We start from the raw sequence: 17,935 nt of genomic DNA, 5'->3' as shown, positions 1-17,935 counted from the left end.
TCCTTACCTATCTTATTGTAATTTAATACAATTGTCTTTGAGGCAAGTAAACTTGTACAAATTACGACCCAACCAACAACAATGAGAACGATAGTAATTATCATTTAGATCCAATAAAATTCACGCCGTTCAACGCCAACCGTAAATCAAGGATTTAAAGGTAATAACGAAATGTATAAGCGATCTTTACTGTCTGCGTCAATTATTGTCGCTCTCACAGCATCTGTGCACGCTGAAGAATATTCAGTATTCGATGAAGTTGTAGTTTCTGCGACTAAGACTGAACAAAACAAAACAGACGTATCGAGTTCAATTGAAACCGTGTCTGCTGAAGATATTAATAAGTCTCTATCGACAGACTTAAAACAAGCACTCGATAAAACACCGGGTGTCACCGTGACAACGGAAGGACGCTTTGGTATTTCTGGGTTTACCATCCGTGGTATGGGCGGCGATCGCATTAAAGTTGTCGTTGATGGCGTACAGCAAGTCACCCCATTTAACCCAGGTGGTGGCGCCACTCAAGCCATCTACCCTAACGCGATTGAAGTCGATACACTTCAGTCTATTGAGATCAATAAGGGTGCATCGTCTACCCTATACGGGTCAAACGCGTTAGGCGGTGTTGTTGTAGTCAATACAAAGAACCCTGATGATTTTCTGATCACAGACGAGAACGAATCGCGCTTTGGCATCAAGTCGAGCTACTCTTCAAAAGACAGCCAATTCAAGAACACACTGACCTACGCACTGCGCAAGGATGACGTCGAGGCGATCCTAATCGGCACCTATGCGCAAGGAAATGAAACCCAAACCTATGGTGATGGCGAAGACATCGAAGGCGGAATGCGTGGAATTGCAAACCCAGCCGACAAAGACATGAACAATGTTTTGGGTAAAGTTTTTTACACCATCAACGATGAACACAAGGTTGGTTTTGTCTTTGAGCGAAATGAACAAAACTACCATGAGGATTCAAAGAGCGAAAACTACACCATGACAAGAAACATGGGTGCAGGTCCTGCTCCTATCATTACCTACGATAACGCGGAAACTAATGATGAGTCGCTTCGTACACGCTATGGAGTGAACTACGAGCTAACCAAAGTGACCCCTGTTTTCGATTCCCTTCGTCTTGAGCTCAACTACCAGACTACAGAAACGATCAACGAAAACTATGCAGATGTTATCGACCATATGGGCTTTATTGGCTATAACGGCGGACGAACTCGAGTTCGCAATGCCCTTGATAAAACCATACAGTTCGATGCACAATTTGGCAAAATCCTAAACTTAAGCTCTTCAGAGCATGAATTGACTTATGGCATGAACGTCGTCAATACCCACTTCAGTTTGGATAACCGCGATGTGTTCCACGGAAATGGCACATCTAAACCGGGCTCAACAACGATTCCTGATGCAAAAATGACGCAATGGGGTGTCTTTGCTCAAGATAACATTTTCCTTCTGGAAGACCGTCTAGTTGCAAACCTTGGCCTGCGTTATGACGCCTACAAAGCAGACCCGTCAACCGATGAAGGTTTTGATACTGAACACGAAGAAAACAGCAACAACGCCCTAACGGGTAAACTGGGCGCCGTGTTCCATTTCAACGATAAACTCAGCACCTTCGCACAAATGAGCCAAGGCTTCAAAGCACCTACTGTCAAGCAACTTTACTATGAGTATTCAAGCGGCGCAGACTTTACGCCAAACTCATCGTTGGAAGCTGAAAAAAGTACCTCCTACGAGCTAGGGTTGCGTGGTCAAAACGACTTGGCAAAGTTTGAGCTTGTTGGATTCTTCAACAAATACAAAGACTTTATTGCGCACGAAGACCTACCAGAAAAGCGTCCTGGCTATGAGCATTTTACGCTGACCAACTTGGATAAAGTTGAAATCAAAGGCGTCGAGTTTAGCAATGAAATCTTACTCGATAAGATGTTTGATGCGCCGACAGGCATGTACTCATTGTTCAACATTGCCTATGCAGAAGGCGAGGATAAGCGCACGGGTGAGTCGTTAGATTCCGTTGCCCCACTAACGTCTGTCGTTGGTTTAGGTTACGACAATGAAACGTACAATTTTGGTGGTTTAGCGACGCTAAAAATGGTTGCGCGTAAGACAGAGTGGTCAAGTGAAGACAATATCGATGCTCCGGGCTACAGCGTATTTGATGTTACAGCGTACTATTCACCAATCAGCGATCTAACATTGAGAGCAGGTCTATTTAACACGTTTGATATCAAATACTACGAGTACAGCGATCTTACTGCTCAAGAAGAGAGTGATAACATTCAAAGACGCTCACAACCAGGTAGAAACTGGGGCATCAGCGTAGATTATCAATTCTAAACTGCATGAAACCCATAGAAAAAGCCAGCTTATGCTGGCTTTTTTCGTCTCTTAGCGTCAAAAACAAAAAAGCCCTCAAAACTGAGAGCTTTTACTATTCATTCGTAAAAAGGAAATAAAAAATGTAACGAATGAAGGCTTATTTTGAGCTTGTCATCTCTTTCTTGACCATTACAGCTGATGCGACGATGAAAGTGATGATTAGAGCTAGCTCCATTGTGGACCCCTGTTAAATTGTTGGAAAAACCGAATCGAAACTGCGGATATTCTAACAGGTTTGAAAAACAATGATACACTTTAACGAGATTTTTACGCTTTTTATCGACTCACCTCTAAAACGACGCCCAATGACTCGTTTTCAACACTAATCACCACCCTTTATGGTTGATAAGTTGTTAAATATTTAATTCTTTTATTCTGCTATTTCATAGTGACTTTACCGCCAATCATCTTAAATGCAGGCGTTCCTCGGACGAGTGTATCGCGCGCAAATTCGATACCACATGAAGGGCAAATACATGGCTGCTGGGTGAAGTCTTCCACAATGCGCTCTTTGAAACACTTTACCAGAGCGCCCTTGCCCCCTTTGCGATATTTAAACAGCTGAGTTTTGCATTTGGAGCAATAGATACAGACTGTTTTAGACGGTTGTTTTTTATTAGGTTTCGCCATTACCCGTCTCGTCCTCGCTCAGTGATTCAGGTTTTATCCAAACTTGGCTAAAGTCAAACCAACCCAAGGCGTTACATTTTGCATTTTGCAATGAGCCACATTGATCTTTGCTCACGCCTAACCAACAGTGAAACATTGGGATAATCTGCATTTTTTCGACTAAGGATTTTCCTAGCTCTCTGGCTGGGAAAGCAGCATTTTCTTTGGCTTGCCACTCTTCTACGACTTTAGTCCAATACTCAAAATCATCACTGCGGCTAAAAAGAGAAATATCGCTATAATTCAGCAGCCAACCCGCCAGCGCATCATCTCGATTGTTTGCGATACCCATTGGCTTCACCCAAATATCAATATCATCAATATCTGGTGCAAAAACACTGTATTTGACCAACTCAACATCCAAGTTATCTTGCTTGAGTATCGTCTCTATACATTTAACTAGCGTGGGGAACATGGGATGTTCACCATGGTAAGCAATTTTTACTGTGTGGTAAGACGGAGGAGAGGTGTAATTACCTTGTCGTGTATGGTGATACCAACCAGGCTTTAAACCGTGAGCAGGAAGCACACCCAGCTCGACGATTTTCTCCTGAGGCAACTGTTGATAAAGGTTTAACGCCCCTAGCCTTTGGCTAAAGTAGTTCGCCCACTCACTCGATTTCGCCAAGCCTGTTTTTCGATTAAGAAGTAAGTAGGTACAACCGGGATCGAGTTCGACCTCTTCAGAGAACGTACCGGTTTCGGGCTTAATGGGGCCACTAAGACTGGGAAATACCATCGACGAGTGAACATCATCGATAACCCAAACTTCAATACTATCGAGTAGCGGTCGAAAGCCAAAATAGCCATCAAAGGCTTGCAGTACTAAACGCTTTTCATCGTTTTGCGTAATCTTGTAGGGGCCAGTCCCGATTGGGAAAACGTCATAATCGTCACTTTGCTCGCTACCCTGTAACAGAATTTTTGCGCAGGCTTCAGAAAGTAACAGTGGCAGATGATAATCAGCTCGGCTTGTATGTATGTCTATAACGTAGCGGCTTGGCGAATCAATTTGGCGTAAATGGGAAAAAAGCTGCTTGTCTTGTAACGAACAGAGAGATTCAAGCACCGCCTCCGTGGTGAGTAGATCACCATTGTGGAAACGAACACTTGGTCGCAGGTAAAAGCGCCAGTGCGTTTCGCTCAGCATTTCCCAGGTGTGCGCTAAGTCTGGTTGAAGCTGATCGTTTTCATCAAGTCGAGTTAAGCCACTAAACACCTGCCTGATGATATGTTGCTCAGAACGGCGAATCGGCTTGCGAGGGTTAAGCATCGACAGTTGACGGTAATAGGGTAAGCGAACAACTTGCTGACCTTCTTGATGTTGAACACCCAGATAGCTTTCGACAACTTGAGCCAATTTGGCGGTATCTTGGTCTAATACTTGGAGCGCTTGGCCGATCTTGCCCTCTTCAAGATAGCGTCTGGCTAGGTTTTCGCTAACATCTGCACGACTGCGCTTAAAAATAAGCTGAGAGAGCTTTCCTCGCCCAGGAGCTGGATGCCACTCGATCCAGCCCTGCTCTTCCATTTTATTCAATACAATACGTGCATTGCGGCGGGTACAGAACAGGACATCGGTGATTTCATCGAGCTGAACACCACAATCTTGGCCATTGTAGTGTTCAAATAGGGTTTCAAACTGGACGCGAAGTCGAGGACTACTCATAAAGGGGAAACTCACTTGTTTTTCTTTGTCACTAAGTTTCCCTATTTAGTGGAAAGAATCAAGCGTTTATGCAGCGCTATTGAATCTCAATGCCGATTTCATTCGCGATCGCTTTAAGCTGCTGCTCATCATCCAGTTTTATCGACCATTTCGTTTCACTGCCATTCGCGGCGATGACATTTGCACCGCGACCAATCAGTTGCAGGGCATCGGTTTGCGCCTGAAGTGTGACCATGTGCTCACCCACCAGTTTCACCACAAGCTCGTGCGGTGTGACAATCACTTTTCCGCTTTTAAAATCAATGACCATTCTGATTCGCCTTAATGGTTTGCTTGTCATTTTTCTTTTTCTTGACGGCGATGGTCAATCGACTGGTACACACTAAGCGCTCTCTCTCATCAGTGATATTGATTTGCCATACTTGAGTCGAAACCCCAAGATGAATGGGTGTCGCACGACCAATCACCTGACCAGTGCGCATCGACCGTACGTGGTTTGCGTTGATATCAAGCCCAACGCAGTAGGCGTCTTCCTCAACGCAGAAGTTGGCGGCTACTGAGCCAAGCGTTTCAGCCAACACCACTGACGCACCGCCGTGGAGCATCCCCAAAGGCTGGTGGGTAAAATGACAAACTGGCATAGTCGCTTCAATGTAATCATCACCCACTGCGCTATAAATAATATTTAAGTGATCTATCAAGGTATTTTTTGACGTCGCGTTTAAACGTTCTAGGTCGATTTTGCGTTTCCAGATAGTGCTCATGCTTATTTCCATTTATTTCTGTGCATGCGATTGTAACCTAATGTTATTATTTGCTGAATACAGTCGCTAAGCGGAGAACCCCATGCCCACTCTCAATAAGCTTTCATCTATTCTCATCGCTGTTACCTTAACGGCATGTACTGCATCTCCAACGGGAAGAAACCAAGTGCTGCTCTTCTCCGATTCCGACATGAGCTCACTTGGCGCACAGTCCTTTGAACAAATGAAGCAGCAACAACCGATTAGCAAAGATGCTCGCGTGAATGCTTACGTGCAATGTGTTGCTAGAAGCGTCACTCAACATGTCCCTAAGCAAGCCAGTTTTGATGATTGGGAGGTCGTGGTATTTGATAGCGACCAAGTCAACGCGTTCGCGCTGCCGGGGGGTAAAATTGGTGTCTATACAGGGCTATTAAATGTTGCCAAAAACCAAGATCAACTGGCGACTGTGATCGGACATGAGATTGCCCACGTTTTGGCTGATCACAGTAATGAACGCTTATCTCAATCACAATTGGCGAGCGCCGGATTGCAGATCACCAATGTCGCCTTAGGATCCTCAGATTACGCCCAGTACCGAAACGTTACTATGGCAGCACTTGGGTTAGGCGTGCAATATGGCGTGTTGCTCCCGTATGGCAGAAGCCAAGAGTCAGAAGCTGACATTGTGGGTTTAGAGTTGATGGCGAATGCGGGTTTTGATCCTAACCAGAGCGTCAATTTGTGGCAGAACATGGCAGCCGCGTCTGGGGGCAATCAACCGCCTGAACTACTTTCTACTCACCCATCACACAAAACACGAATTCAAGATTTAAAGTCGACAATCGCACGTTTGCCAACAACGAATACTACTCGGCCAAACTGTGAGAAATAATAAGGGAGCGCCATGCTCCCTTTCCATTAAGTGCCAAGTATCAACAATGGCAATTGCAGTAACTGATCGCCCGTGCCGGCGAAATACCAAATGATTCCAATCAGCCCGGCCACCAGCGCCAAATACCAAATTGCGGAAACTAACTGGCCGTAGCGGTCAAGCGGTAACAGATGACTGTGATGTCGACCACGCCACTCCAAGACGATTTCAAGTGTCCCCATAATCAGCAAGAAGCCGAAAAGCGTCAGTCCCAAGCTGTAGCTGAGCACGACACCACCGAGAGCGGCTAATGTACACAGCACAATACCCGCCAAGCTGTTCATCGAGAAACTGATGCTTTTGAGTACATGACCGCCATCTAACGGCAAGATCGGCAGTAAATTGAATAGGTTCAAAAAGGCGTTAAACACCGCTAACCCCGCAAAGAACATCTCCCCTGTGATCCAGTAAGCAACCATCAATATTAACGAAAGAATAAAGCCAAACATCGGCCCCATAATTGAAATGACCACATCTTGCCAACGAGTATTGATCTTCTCGTCGCTAAGCGCTAATCCTCCTAAAAAAGGAACAAGATAGATACCTTTGGTTTTCATTCCGAAATACTTCATCGCCCGCACATGGCCATACTCGTGAAACACCAAACATGCGATGAATGCGAGAGCAAATTGAAACGAGAACAACCATGAATAAGCGGCAAGACTTGCCGACGCGAGGACAACTTTGATGAGCTTAGCACTTTTCAGTGCTTTCATGGCCAATGAGATCAAGCCTATAAGACTGAATCGTCGTTCGGGTTTGGGTGGATTAAATGGAACCTGTCGCTCGATATCTTTGGTATCTCTTTGACCTTCGGCAACCATCTGGTCGTTCATTGTCGCCTTATATGACAAAACAAAAGGCTGCCACTGCAAATCCACTTCCAATTTGCACGTAAACTCTTGTTCCCCGCTTAACAAGGTGAACTGGTGAATGCTCTCATCTCGTTCTGAATCTGCATTTAACTGTGACACAACCTGATTATCCCAAAACAGCTGCTGCCAGCCTGCCATTGAGCCTTCCAGCCGTAGCGGCTTTCCAAGAAAATCGATAGAAAGTAGTTCCAACGCCTAACCTATTAAATTGCTATAACAACAAAGCGGATTATGCCTAGAACGACTAACAAGGTAAAGAAATGACTCAATTTGTGACATTGTCACTCTATATAGGTTATTGAAATAATTCCACATGTTTCATTTCGCATTACAAACGTAAGAGTTCTGTCAGTTTCCATAATTAAAACCTTTGCTTTACCGGATGCCCCTTTATTTTCTGCGGATAACGTGCATAATAGCCGCCCTTATCAACACCCAAACAATGTGAGTCTACTATGTCTTCTGAAGCTACTATGCTAGAACGCTGCCAATCTAAATGTGAACTTTGTGCTGCTGACACGCCACTAACGGCATACGCGGTACCGCCACACAGCCACGTGACAGTAGATTACGGCATCATGGTGTGTGACAAGTGTCTAGGTGAGATTGATGATCCAAAAGACATCAACCACTGGCGTTGTCTAAATGACAGTATGTGGAGCCAAGTCCCTGCTGTTCAAGTTACGGCGTGGCGTCAATTGACTCGTCTTAATACTGAAAGCTGGGCGCAAGATGCACTCGACATGATGTACATGGAAGAAGAACAAATGAACTGGGCGATGCAAGGCATGTCGGCGGACGACAAACCGTTGGATTGCAACGGCGTTGAACTGAAAAAAGGTGACGACGTAACGGTAATCAAAGATCTTCCAGTGAAAGGTACAAACCAAGTCATCAAACAAGGTACTGTTATTCGCGGCATCAGCATCGGTGACGATCCAAAACTGGTATCGGGTAAAGCAAATGGTGGCCAGTCTATGTATGTTATTGCAGAGTACTGCCGCAAGAAATAACACATCTGCCCCAAAGCACATTGATAAAGCGCTCATCTGAGCGCTTTTTCTTTATCGTTCCATTTTTTGGCTAAAACTCACTTTGAAGTGACTGACTTAGCGCATTAACACCTTTTGCGGCAGTTTGTTCATCAGCAATACTCCTCCATCAACATGGTTAGAATCTTCAAATGATGTTCAGATTGATAATGTCTAGACTCATCCAAACAGCTCCAAGCAAGCTTAATAACGTGGCTATCATCGCTGTTTAATACAGCATTAAAACTCATGTCAGATAACGGTTTTAGCTTTATCGTAGGTAGAGAGCCTAAGCGTAAATCCTCTACAGAAAGTACCGCTGCAATCAATGCAGCCCAGTAATAACGCAGAGAGCGCTCTGGTTGGACAAAATAATCACTGAGATAGCGCATTGCATGGCAGCTTGTCACTGCATGCAACACAGTAAAGTCGCGACTCTTTAGATAAAGTTCTGCGACAAGCTCACTGATTTGCGCAATATCCAGTGATCGTGGCGCGTAATTGACACTTTCAAAGCGTGGGTTCTCTACCACGGACAACATACGGGCTGAAATCAACCCTCCTTGAACATTTACGCCCTCATACGTAGACAATGCGCTCTCGAACACCTCTCTCAGATTTTGTGTACATGCCAGCGGCTCGCTAACAGGCAAGTAACTGCTTGCCAGATCTGCCAACCCAAACGCAACCTCAGTATTATTTTGGACTTGAACGCCGTAGCTCAAGCGGATCACCGCGTGAAACGCTGATGCTCCGCAACCTGGCATCAGTCTATCAAGATATGTGCGTAAGGTGGCCTCAATACCTTCACGTTCCACTTGGCGAAGAAAATAATTGAGATAGTGTTCAAAGGCGCTCTTATCCCCTAAGTGAGCTTCCCATTCAAAGTGTGTAGTTGTCGTTACACTCTCTCTCGCGACCAGTAAATGGGCGTATTTCGCGTAATATGCCTCTAGCTGATCATGATTCGCTCCCATTTCATTCAATGCCACCAGCGCCATAGGTAAATGGTTTGTGTTGCCATTTTGGTTAGTTTCAACTGTGTAGCGTTGCGCTCTGGTTAAGATTTTAGCCAACATCGCTTATTCCCTTATACTGAGTTGTAAAGTGGAATTTAGGCTAAAACCTCACCTTAAGTTGAGGTCATCACAATAGGTTTAATTTCGCGATTGGAATCACAATAATTGTTTCATATGCCAAATTTGACTTTTAGCTCTATTTTGCACGCTTCAAGCCAACGCGCTTTTCGCAAATTCCCATCCTTGTCACGTAAATGAGAATTATTCTACGTTAAACCATGATACACATCACTATCGTGCAACAAATAAATTCTGTATGTTATTCAATCGTTAATGAATGATTTATAAAATTAGAGCTAGGGAAAATGCATGATTAAGAAAACAACGTTGGTCTGTCTATCGGCCGCGCAATTGATGGCTTGTGGTGGCGGCAGTTCAGGTTCGGATACGCCCCAAGCGCCTCCGACATCGAGAACCGTACAAGTTGTCGACGGATATTTGGAAAATGCGACCGTATGTGTCGATCGAAATCTCGACAATCGATGCGCTCCCAACGAGTTTATCGAGGGCACAACGGATTCAATGGGTCGAATCGAAGTCGCGGCCGCTGACGCGAATTATCCCCTCATCGCCAATATCATTGCTGGAGAAACCAAAGATTCAGACCAAATAGCCCTAGCAAGCAAGTCATACCAAATGATTGCTCCAGCAAAAATCAATACTATTAACCCCTTCACCTCCATAGCTCACCTTTCTGGTAAGTCGTTGGAGCAAATCGCCGCGGAACTCAACTTACCTGCAGACGTGTTAACAGGTAATTTTGTAGCTAACCGTTCAACAAGTATTGACGCAGCGATATCACATCTCATTGCTCGATCAATCACCCGTGATTTTCCGCCAGCCCTAAGTGATGCCACACCAGCGGATCTGCAAGCGACCTTAATGGCTTACAAAGACAAAGCAGATGAGCTCGCCAATCAACTCGACATCCATGATCTAAACAAACGATTACTGCACCAAGCTCCTGATGGCAGCGTTTCTAGTGATAATCAAATGGTGGCCAACCTGTCTGACTACTTAGAAAACAACGGTGAGTTTCAAGTCACACCACTGAGCAAAGATGGTGAGTCGACAAGAGCAAACTTCGACGGTACTCATGTGGCAGGCAGCTTCGTAGGTGCCGCCCAAAGAGCCTATACCACAGAAAATAACCGACTGGTGTTAGATGCAACCGATTCAAGTTCAGCGCGCACTTATCAGTTCATTTACTTATCTCACCACCTCTCTGTTAGCTATGAGTCCTCAAGCAAAACTTACCAAGTGTGGACGCATAAAGATCTCTCTTCAGGATACGATTTAGTGATCTCAGACGATCTATTGCGATCGCAAACTCTTACGTTATTGCGCCCTTCTATCAACAGCGCCGACCAAGGCGACCTAGCGCTCGTCACGTTAAGTTTTGCTAAAGAAGGAAATCAAGTCAGCGTCGACTTTGCTGATGCGACACCCGATGTTATGGCGACTTGGACGATTGAGTCAGCTCCTGACGTGCCCGATGTGATACGTATCGATCCCCCTGAAGGCTCTAAAGCTCCAACTATCCGATTGGGCATCATGGAAGATGCAGCGCAGCATTGGCTCGCTCGTGACCTGTCACTCAATGGACGTTACGCGCTGGTGCTCAACGATGCCAATCTAGCTCATACCCTTTTTGACTTCTGGCGGACTCGAAACGACCGTTTTCTTCAAGGTCATTACACACTGGCTGACACCGTCAAAGGTAGCGAATTCGCCTACTTCCCGATGACAAATTCATTAGAGTCTGATGATGTAATTACGGCTTATCAATTTAGGGACGATAATGTCCTTTGCGAAGCAGACTACTCATCGAAATGGGTGTGTGACTTCAATTACAGCACATTGTTTAACGATATGCGCCTATCTCACAAAGGTACCTACGACTTTAATTTTAGGCGCAGTAACCAGTTCTTTATCGGGTTAAACCAAGACAATTACCCAAGCATCTGGCTACGTGACACACCAAACCGAAATATCACGCTCGAACGGGGTTGGTTCGCCGGCAAACAGTGGTACTGGGTTAGAGACATTAACAGTGACGCCAACTCGGGTCCTAAGCCGACCATGGTGAGCCTCAACTTCAGAAATGCTACCGAAGTAGAAATCACAGCGCCCAATGCCGAACCATTCACAGCAAGTTGGCACATTAGACCCTTTGTTGATGATTACCGATCGTTTACATCCGTCTATATTGAGCTTCCAGAAGACAAACGCTCAATCGAATCATTACGCGGCGAAGACATGATTCAGTTCGGTGTAATGGCAAGTGCCGATGACGCACTCGTAATAGAAATGACCTCAACGCTGACAATCGCTCGTGAAAACTTGCTGCTTCGTTCCAAAGATTTAGCCGAATATATGGTCGAGCGCTGGCAAGCAAATTAACAAACCATCTATCAACCCGCTTAGTCTTTAGGCGGGTTGATTGGTGATATCGGTTAAGTTCCAAGCCGTACGTTCACAGCCCTGAATCTTACTGATCGTCTGAGGCTCGATCTTGTTCCACATTTTACCGCTCTCTAACGGCTCTGACGCCAACACAACGCTTTCATCATCACTGCGAATGAAGATGGTTGGCGGCTCACCATCTGTACTGTAGCGAACCACCCAAAACGCCTTTCCATCAGAGACACAAATCGAGGCTTTGAAAGGTGATTCAATAGACTTATTGTTTAAACATTGCTGCACAATATCAATGGTGCGCTTGAGTGCATGTGCAGGATCGTTTTTTAATCCATTCGCTAACGCCAATAAAAAGAGGAGCTCGCTGTCGGTTGTCCCACGTCGAAGAAGATAGAGCGACTCCGGAAGCATCCGTTCTAACTCAAACTTCACCCTTTCAAAGTCGCCGATTTGGCCATTGTGTAAAAACATCCAATTATCAATGATAAACGGATGGCAATTCGATCGCGAAACCTGTGTTCCAGTTGAGGAACGCACATGTGCCATAAACCGATGAGAGCGAATATGGTGTGTCAGCGATCGCAAGTTTTCATCCCCCCACGCTGGCAGCACTTCATGAAACTGTCCTGGTGTTTCTCGCTCTGTGTACCAACCCAAGCCAAAACCATCCGCATTGACCCGCGTCACCGCTTTTCTCGCTTCCAAACTTTGGTGAACAAGCGAGTGCTCAGGTTCATATACCAGTTCATCTAAATAGATAGCCGGACCTTGATACGCTAGCCATCGACACATAATCAGACTCCATAAATTGAGTATATGGTTATTAATAAACCACTCAGACAAGATTTACGCAAGAGACGATTATTTAATGCCCGAATGTGCATTATTGAATAACTCGCATCGCTTCAGGCTGTTATACTCAATCGGAACCAACCGAGGTACTTATATGAAAATTTGTGGCGTAGAGCTAAAAGGCAACGATGCCGTTATTTGTCTACTAGAAAACACATCAGGTGTTGTTCACTTGCCAGATTGCCGAGTGGCAAAACTGACGATTGGTGATGCGAATTCTGGTGAAGAGTTGAAGAAATTTCAGTTTTCGTTCGCGAAACTGATGCAAGACTACCAAGTGGATAAAGTGATGATCCGCCAACGTCAAACTAAGGGTAAGTTTGCAGGTGGCAGCGTTGGTTTTAAACTAGAGGCCATCATTCAACTGATTGAAGGATTGCATGTTGAGCTTGTTTCAACAACGGCTATCAAGGAAAGCTTGAAGAGAAATCCCCTTGCGATTGCGTTTAAAGATACCGGACTTAAACAATACCAAGAGCAAGCCTTCACCACTGCCTATGCGTGCGCAATGCGCAAGTAGTCAGAGCAAGAGCCCAGAAATGGGCTCTTTGAACTGATTATTCTATTTTGCCCGCCACAGTTTGTATGCGTTCAAACCGACCCGGTTCACTCACCCATGCAGCCACAGCGTCAATCGTCTCTAACGGCAATTGAGCCTCAAACTCCCATTTACCATCCGTTGACCGCTGCTGCATTCTCTTGACCGCAATAAAGTCGTGTTCCAACTTACGTCCTCTATTCTCACCACGTTGAACCTGCGTGTACTGGTTGTTGACCAAAAATACCAGCGTGGCATCAAAGCTGCCTGCTTTATCAAACTGTAGAGAGAACGTATTGCCTTTGCGAATCAGTTTTAATCGTTGTGATTCGCGTGGCGTCGCAGTCGGTAATTCACGATTCACCCAGTTGAAAAATCCACGCCACTCTCGACCATCAACCACAAAACCGGGCGTGTAGACGCTTCCAACCAAGTCATACGCATAGTAAAGACGTTGCAACTGAGAGTACTCTGGTTTTGCGAACTTATCTTTCCAACCTAGATGGTCCCAATAGTCGACGTGATACGCAATGGGAATAATCGATGTCCAAAGCCCTTCACTATTTTCTAGCTTTGATAGATAACGATCGGCAGGTGGACAACTGGAACACCCCTCAGACGTAAATAGCTCGATCACTTGAGCGGGTTGTCCTTCGTGGATCCAAATTTGCCCCGCTGACAAACTGGACGCTATCGAGATGGCAAGTAACGAGTGCATAATCGGCTCCATTGTTCACATTCAACATTCTCAACGGCCCACAGGTGACCAAACCTGTAAACAAGCTGGATGTTTCTAAGCGCAGTGTTTGCTCTGTATTCAAAAAGACCGTTAATGCTGGGTGTCCATTTCACAAGGCACAAAAAAAACGCTGACATTTCTGCCAGCGCTTACGTTTTTTAGAGCCTGTTAGATTAGCGATTCAAGCCAATATCTTTTTGAATGTGGCCAGATAAATCGTTCGCGTAGTACGCGCGAGGAGTATTATCTGTGAATAGAATATCTAATAGGTGTGCAATCAATCCTTTGAAAGAAACCGCGTAGGTTTTTTTATCCATAGAGATAGGAGCGTTAATTGTGCCGATCTGCATTGCTTGTGCCATGATTGCCTCTCTATAAATCGTTTAATTCGTTTCGATGGGCTAATAATAAGCAATAATTTACGCACCAAAAAATGAAAAACTTTCGACTTTCAGATAAGTTTTTCTAATAAAACAACACCATAACAATTGACTTTTAAAACTATGCGCAAAACCGGTAATTTTGCGCATAGATACCCAACTTTTTCGACTTAATATTTTATAAGCGTAGATGCGCTCGTTTTCCGTTCACAAAACTTTTACACTTTCGCTAATTAAAATCGTCGAATTTGTTTGGCAGACAATTAGATTAATTATCTAATAGTTAGTTCGGATGGTAGCTGCTGTTTTCGTTTCTTCATCACGGATGCAATCACTGCTATGGTCATGGTCACCAGAAGCACTAATAACGATACAGGAGTTGGGATTTCCCAAGCCGAACCGACAAGCATCATCTTGATACCAATAAACACCATGATGAATGAAAGCGCAGGTTTCAAATAGATAAACTTATCCATCATCCCCTGCAAAACAAAGTACAGTGAACGCAAACCTAGCAACGCAAACACGTTGGCAGCCAGCACAAGGAACGGCTCTCGTGTTACCGCAAAAATCGCTGGTATTGAGTCTAGCGCGAACATAACGTCCATAAACGCGATCACACCAATTACAATGGCCATAGGCGTCAACCAACGTTTACCGCCTTCAACAACAGTTAATGCGTTGCCTCGAAAATCATTAGTCACAGAAGCGAACTTACGGATTAGCTTTTCTGGCAGCGGATTGACTTCTTCCTCGCCTTTATCGCGAGCGAGTTGTATACCCGTCCAGATTAAGAACAGCGCAAATACATACAATAACCAATGGTATTGCGCGAGTAACTGCGCTCCCACAGCGATCATGATGGCACGTAAAATCAAAGCGCCGATTACGCCCCACAGCAAAGCTCTTGGGCGCAAGTGCTCAGGCACCAGGTATTGATGGAAGATAATCGCAAAAACGAATAAGTTATCGACGCTCAGAGATTTCTCAAGCAAGTAGCCCGTTAGAAATGAAACGGTCGCTTTTTCAGCGCTGTAAGCACTGTCTGGAGCGTAAAAGTCCCAGAAAAAATAAATACTCGCAGCGAACAAGAATGCGAGTAAAAACCAAAAGATACTCCAAACGGCGGCTTTTTTGATCGTCACGTTCCCGCCACGGGTTTGCCAAATATCTAATGCAACCATGGTCAGAGTTAATAGTGCGAAGCCGATGTATGTAGAAGGGGTCATGTTACCTCCAAAGGCGGAGGGATCGAGAAGTAATAGACGAACCCACCGCAAACAAAACAACCTACACCGATTTAATGGCGTAGAATATTTGATTACGTTGGTCTCGTCGAAATGGTGAATTGAAACAAACATTTCAACACCATTTATACTTACCGGATAGGAGATTTCCTAACGAGATGACGATAAGTAAACCAGAGGCGACTACTCCCCAAACAGCGCGGATTGTATGCCTGCTTGAGCGCCTCGTCTAGTAAAAAAATCAAAAAAGGAGCAAATATTATTTGCTCCTTTTTATACTGGGGTTTTGGCTCTAAACGCCTGACATTGGGATGAAATAGACCAAAGCAGACCAAACACCAACCCAACTGATAACAACCGCTACGTCAATCCAGTCTTTCCACATGATTTCCCCCTGGCTGTTGAACAATCAACAATCAGTAAGTAATTAGCAACCTTTATGCCATGCGTTGTGCTCGGTAGCAGACTTGGTGCGATTTATCGTTTCGGGATGTTCAGTTAGCAAAGCAATAAAACAATCCGCCATAGAACGATCCGTGACTATTCCCTCGCCTTTCATGTTTTGAATGGCCTCGTAGCCTTCTTTCCCTTTCATGGTATACGCTGACGACGTGCCTCGGTAATAGCGTTCTTTTTCAACCGCTTGCCATCCATTTATCGCCGAATAAATCGCCAAATTGTGGATGCGCTGGCCAATAGGCGCCATTGAATCGTAGTCATAACTCAAGTTATATGTGTAGGGGTATGAGCCGTCACCCGTTCCTTCTACCCCATTGTTCAATGCATTGTTGATCGCCCCTTCTAAAGTGGCGGCAATGTCTTTCCCTTTGAGCTCGTAAACACCAATGGGTACGGCAAAGGGCAACAGTTTACCCGCGATGTCTGCCACAGAGATATCACCAGAATTGAGCGATGTACGCACTCCACCCGCGTTATGAATGGCAAACTCCACGTCATAGCCCATTTCATTCATGGTGTAGGCAAAAGATTCCGCTACCAACGGTGCTAGCTCACTCGCTCCGGTGTCATCAGGTACGCGTACATGACGAAGCGCATGTTTGGCGCACGCGATATAGTCACTTTGCAGTTTTCGAACTTGCGTGGTGTACCGCTGCAACAAAATCTCCTGCGTATGTGGGTCTTTCTTACAAACGTGCACATTTGGGTGCTGATCAACGTAGCGTCGTGCGATCGCGTAACACTCATCGTCACGTACTTCGCTCATACTCGCGTCAATAAAGAGTCTTCGACCAAGCAGCAGTTCATTCTTACCGCTGAAATGCGTCACGTGACCACTCTCGTCAAACTCGATGTCACAGTGGCCCATGCTTAATGCGTGATAGCCAGCTTGTACAACACGTGTTCCGTTAATCTCAATGCCGTATGGGTCATCTTTTTTTAAACCGAGTCCAGAAAAATCCTCTTGTAATCGGTGGCTATGACCGCCAACGATGAGGCTAATTCCATCAACGGTATTCGCCATATCCAAATCCGCTTCGTAACCCATATGGCTAAGTAGGATAATTTTATTTATCCCCGACTTTTGTATTTGAGCGACCGTCTCAATCGCCGTTTTACGAGCACTAACGAAAGGTGTGTCGACGTCTGGGTTTGAGATGTCTGCCATTTTATCTAGCGCAAGTGAAAAAATGGCAATAGGTTCGCCTTGTGCATACTTGACGATCCACCTTGCTGCTTGAACGCTTGGATCATATGAAAACACCTTGGCATTCTCGCTAAGTCTAAGTTTCTTCGCTGAGTCCTCGTTAGACAAATCCCAATTACCGGCCAACAAAGGAAAAGTAATTTTTTGGGCAAACTGGGCAACGGGAAGGTTTCCCATATCAAGCTCATGGTTGCCTAACGCCATCGCATCGATGTTTAGCGCGTTTAACATGGTTGCGTTAGCTTCGCCTTTAAACAAAGAAAAATAGAGCGTACCTTGGAAGCAATCACCCGCATGAAGAAAGATAAACTGCTGATCATTCTCTTTCGCAAGTTGCTCGAGCTGTTGCTTCCTCGTTGCAATGCGAGCAAACCCACCCGCACTGACGTAGGGCTCGAGTTCTTGACCTTCGACATGCAGGGTAAGCTGTAATGAAGTTGGTTCAAAATAGGAGTGCGTATCGTTGATGTGTGCCAGCTTGACTCTCGCCGGCTTATTGTTTTTATCTGTCATATTTTCATTCTCTCTTTTCAGCTACATCCTAACGCATCCCATGTGACAAATTCATTAACTTTCACATTTTTATTGAAAACACCATTTCTGATACATCATTTATTATGAACTTCATCAAGGCGCTAACCTTATGAATTACCGGTCATTAATCCAAGAGTGTGAGCTAACCTTCTGCTTATTCG

General features: G+C 45.0%; 16 protein-coding genes. 5 read left to right on the top strand and 11 right to left on the bottom strand.

The features are described from left to right. Positions 1-171: 171 nt before the first annotated feature. The gene (locus ACUALS_RS17615; protein WP_454450006.1) at positions 172-2,355 is read left to right on the top strand and encodes a TonB-dependent hemoglobin/transferrin/lactoferrin family receptor; all 2,184 of its coding nucleotides are present in this window, start codon (positions 172-174) and stop codon (positions 2,353-2,355) included. A 420-nt stretch (positions 2,356-2,775) separates the two neighbouring features. Here the strand turns inward: ACUALS_RS17615 and ACUALS_RS17610 are convergent, their stop codons facing one another. The 4 genes from ACUALS_RS17610 to ACUALS_RS17595 all read right to left on the bottom strand — a co-directional run bounded on the left by ACUALS_RS17610 (position 2,776) and on the right by ACUALS_RS17595 (position 5,499). After that, on the bottom strand, positions 2,776-3,027 hold the full coding sequence (locus ACUALS_RS17610) for a hypothetical protein (protein ID WP_043887103.1): 252 nt from the start codon (positions 3,025-3,027) through the stop codon (positions 2,776-2,778). Next, positions 3,014-4,735: an SgrR family transcriptional regulator gene (locus ACUALS_RS17605; protein WP_038217509.1), complete on the bottom strand. Its 1,722-nt coding sequence runs from the start codon at positions 4,733-4,735 to the stop codon at positions 3,014-3,016. The genes ACUALS_RS17610 and ACUALS_RS17605 overlap by 14 nt, the downstream gene beginning before the upstream one ends. A gap of 76 nt (positions 4,736-4,811) precedes the next feature. After that, on the bottom strand, positions 4,812-5,045 hold the full coding sequence (locus tag ACUALS_RS17600; RefSeq protein WP_331400015.1) for a DUF3389 domain-containing protein: 234 nt from the start codon (positions 5,043-5,045) through the stop codon (positions 4,812-4,814). After that, positions 5,035-5,499, bottom strand: coding sequence for a hotdog fold thioesterase (locus tag ACUALS_RS17595; protein ID WP_038190482.1), 465 nt, complete (start codon positions 5,497-5,499; stop codon positions 5,035-5,037). Before ACUALS_RS17595 ends, ACUALS_RS17600 begins: the two co-directional genes overlap by 11 nt. Positions 5,500-5,581: 82 nt before the next feature. Here ACUALS_RS17595 and ACUALS_RS17590 point away from each other — a divergent pair, with 82 nt between their 5' ends. Next, entirely contained in the window at positions 5,582-6,373 is a 792-nt protein-coding gene (locus tag ACUALS_RS17590) for a M48 family metallopeptidase (RefSeq protein ID WP_331403115.1), read from the top strand. Between the two features lie 26 nt (positions 6,374-6,399). Here ACUALS_RS17590 and ACUALS_RS17585 read toward each other — a convergent pair whose 3' ends face one another. Next, positions 6,400-7,479 carry a site-2 protease family protein gene (locus tag ACUALS_RS17585; protein ID WP_454450005.1) on the bottom strand — a complete coding sequence of 360 codons (1,080 nt, stop codon included), beginning with the start codon at positions 7,477-7,479 and terminating at the stop codon, positions 6,400-6,402. A 263-nt stretch (positions 7,480-7,742) separates the two neighbouring features. Between ACUALS_RS17585 and ACUALS_RS17580 the strand changes: the two genes are divergently transcribed. Next, positions 7,743-8,300, top strand: coding sequence for a PhnA domain-containing protein (locus tag ACUALS_RS17580; protein ID WP_454450004.1), 558 nt, complete (start codon positions 7,743-7,745; stop codon positions 8,298-8,300). A 131-nt stretch (positions 8,301-8,431) separates the two neighbouring features. On the opposite strand, the gene ACUALS_RS17575 is transcribed toward ACUALS_RS17580, so the two are convergent. After that, positions 8,432-9,397, bottom strand: a complete 966-nt coding sequence (locus tag ACUALS_RS17575; RefSeq protein ID WP_454450003.1) for a questin oxidase family protein — start codon at positions 9,395-9,397, stop codon at positions 8,432-8,434. A gap of 309 nt (positions 9,398-9,706) precedes the next feature. Here ACUALS_RS17575 and ACUALS_RS17570 point away from each other — a divergent pair, with 309 nt between their 5' ends. Further along, a complete protein-coding gene (locus ACUALS_RS17570; protein WP_454450002.1) occupies positions 9,707-11,800 on the top strand; it encodes a hypothetical protein in 2,094 nt (697 codons plus the stop codon). A gap of 27 nt (positions 11,801-11,827) precedes the next feature. On the opposite strand, the gene ACUALS_RS17565 is transcribed toward ACUALS_RS17570, so the two are convergent. Further along, a complete protein-coding gene (locus ACUALS_RS17565) occupies positions 11,828-12,610 on the bottom strand; it encodes a class II glutamine amidotransferase (RefSeq protein ID WP_454450001.1) in 783 nt (260 codons plus the stop codon). 154 nt (positions 12,611-12,764) lie between these two features. On the opposite strand from ACUALS_RS17565, the gene ACUALS_RS17560 reads away from it, so the two are divergent. Continuing rightward, entirely contained in the window at positions 12,765-13,190 is a 426-nt protein-coding gene (locus ACUALS_RS17560) for a DUF3010 family protein (RefSeq protein ID WP_005473307.1), read from the top strand. 37 nt (positions 13,191-13,227) lie between these two features. On the opposite strand, the gene ACUALS_RS17555 is transcribed toward ACUALS_RS17560, so the two are convergent. The 4 genes from ACUALS_RS17555 to ACUALS_RS17540 form a co-directional block, all read right to left on the bottom strand. After that, on the bottom strand, positions 13,228-13,926 hold the full coding sequence (locus tag ACUALS_RS17555) for a DUF1223 domain-containing protein (protein ID WP_454450000.1): 699 nt from the start codon (positions 13,924-13,926) through the stop codon (positions 13,228-13,230). Positions 13,927-14,120: 194 nt separating this feature from the next. Then, positions 14,121-14,309 carry a hypothetical protein gene (locus tag ACUALS_RS17550; protein ID WP_005473141.1) on the bottom strand — a complete coding sequence of 63 codons (189 nt, stop codon included), beginning with the start codon at positions 14,307-14,309 and terminating at the stop codon, positions 14,121-14,123. Positions 14,310-14,599: 290 nt separating this feature from the next. Further along, positions 14,600-15,556 carry a TerC/Alx family metal homeostasis membrane protein gene (locus ACUALS_RS17545; protein ID WP_454449999.1) on the bottom strand — a complete coding sequence of 319 codons (957 nt, stop codon included), beginning with the start codon at positions 15,554-15,556 and terminating at the stop codon, positions 14,600-14,602. Positions 15,557-16,001: 445 nt separating this feature from the next. Further along, positions 16,002-17,753 carry a bifunctional metallophosphatase/5'-nucleotidase gene (locus ACUALS_RS17540; protein ID WP_454449998.1) on the bottom strand — a complete coding sequence of 584 codons (1,752 nt, stop codon included), beginning with the start codon at positions 17,751-17,753 and terminating at the stop codon, positions 16,002-16,004. Between the last annotated feature and the right edge of the window lie 182 nt (positions 17,754-17,935).

Source organism: Vibrio sp. NH-7, assembly GCF_053643215.1.
The sequence above is the reverse complement of the archived record's forward strand: the minus strand, read 5'-3'. Positions and strand labels throughout refer to the sequence as shown.

Excerpts from the sequence above, each read along its gene's own strand:
- ACUALS_RS17595 (WP_038190482.1), bottom strand. The coding sequence starts at position 5,499 with ATGAGCACTATCTGGAAACGCAAAATCGACCTAGAACGTTTAAACGCG.
- ACUALS_RS17555 (WP_454450000.1), bottom strand. The coding sequence starts at position 13,926 with ATGCACTCGTTACTTGCCATCTCGATAGCGTCCAGTTTGTCAGCGGGG.
- ACUALS_RS17550 (WP_005473141.1), bottom strand. The coding sequence starts at position 14,309 with ATGGCACAAGCAATGCAGATCGGCACAATTAACGCTCCTATCTCTATG.
- ACUALS_RS17580 (WP_454450004.1), top strand. The coding sequence starts at position 7,743 with ATGTCTTCTGAAGCTACTATGCTAGAACGCTGCCAATCTAAATGTGAA.
- ACUALS_RS17575 (WP_454450003.1), bottom strand. The coding sequence starts at position 9,397 with ATGTTGGCTAAAATCTTAACCAGAGCGCAACGCTACACAGTTGAAACT.
- ACUALS_RS17545 (WP_454449999.1), bottom strand. The coding sequence starts at position 15,556 with ATGACCCCTTCTACATACATCGGCTTCGCACTATTAACTCTGACCATG.
- ACUALS_RS17560 (WP_005473307.1), top strand. The coding sequence starts at position 12,765 with ATGAAAATTTGTGGCGTAGAGCTAAAAGGCAACGATGCCGTTATTTGT.
- ACUALS_RS17540 (WP_454449998.1), bottom strand. The coding sequence starts at position 17,753 with ATGACAGATAAAAACAATAAGCCGGCGAGAGTCAAGCTGGCACACATC.
- ACUALS_RS17590 (WP_331403115.1), top strand. The coding sequence starts at position 5,582 with ATGCCCACTCTCAATAAGCTTTCATCTATTCTCATCGCTGTTACCTTA.
- ACUALS_RS17600 (WP_331400015.1), bottom strand. The coding sequence starts at position 5,045 with ATGGTCATTGATTTTAAAAGCGGAAAAGTGATTGTCACACCGCACGAG.
- ACUALS_RS17565 (WP_454450001.1), bottom strand. The coding sequence starts at position 12,610 with ATGTGTCGATGGCTAGCGTATCAAGGTCCGGCTATCTATTTAGATGAA.
- ACUALS_RS17605 (WP_038217509.1), bottom strand. The coding sequence starts at position 4,735 with ATGAGTAGTCCTCGACTTCGCGTCCAGTTTGAAACCCTATTTGAACAC.
- ACUALS_RS17615 (WP_454450006.1), top strand. The coding sequence starts at position 172 with ATGTATAAGCGATCTTTACTGTCTGCGTCAATTATTGTCGCTCTCACA.
- ACUALS_RS17610 (WP_043887103.1), bottom strand. The coding sequence starts at position 3,027 with ATGGCGAAACCTAATAAAAAACAACCGTCTAAAACAGTCTGTATCTAT.
- ACUALS_RS17570 (WP_454450002.1), top strand. The coding sequence starts at position 9,707 with ATGATTAAGAAAACAACGTTGGTCTGTCTATCGGCCGCGCAATTGATG.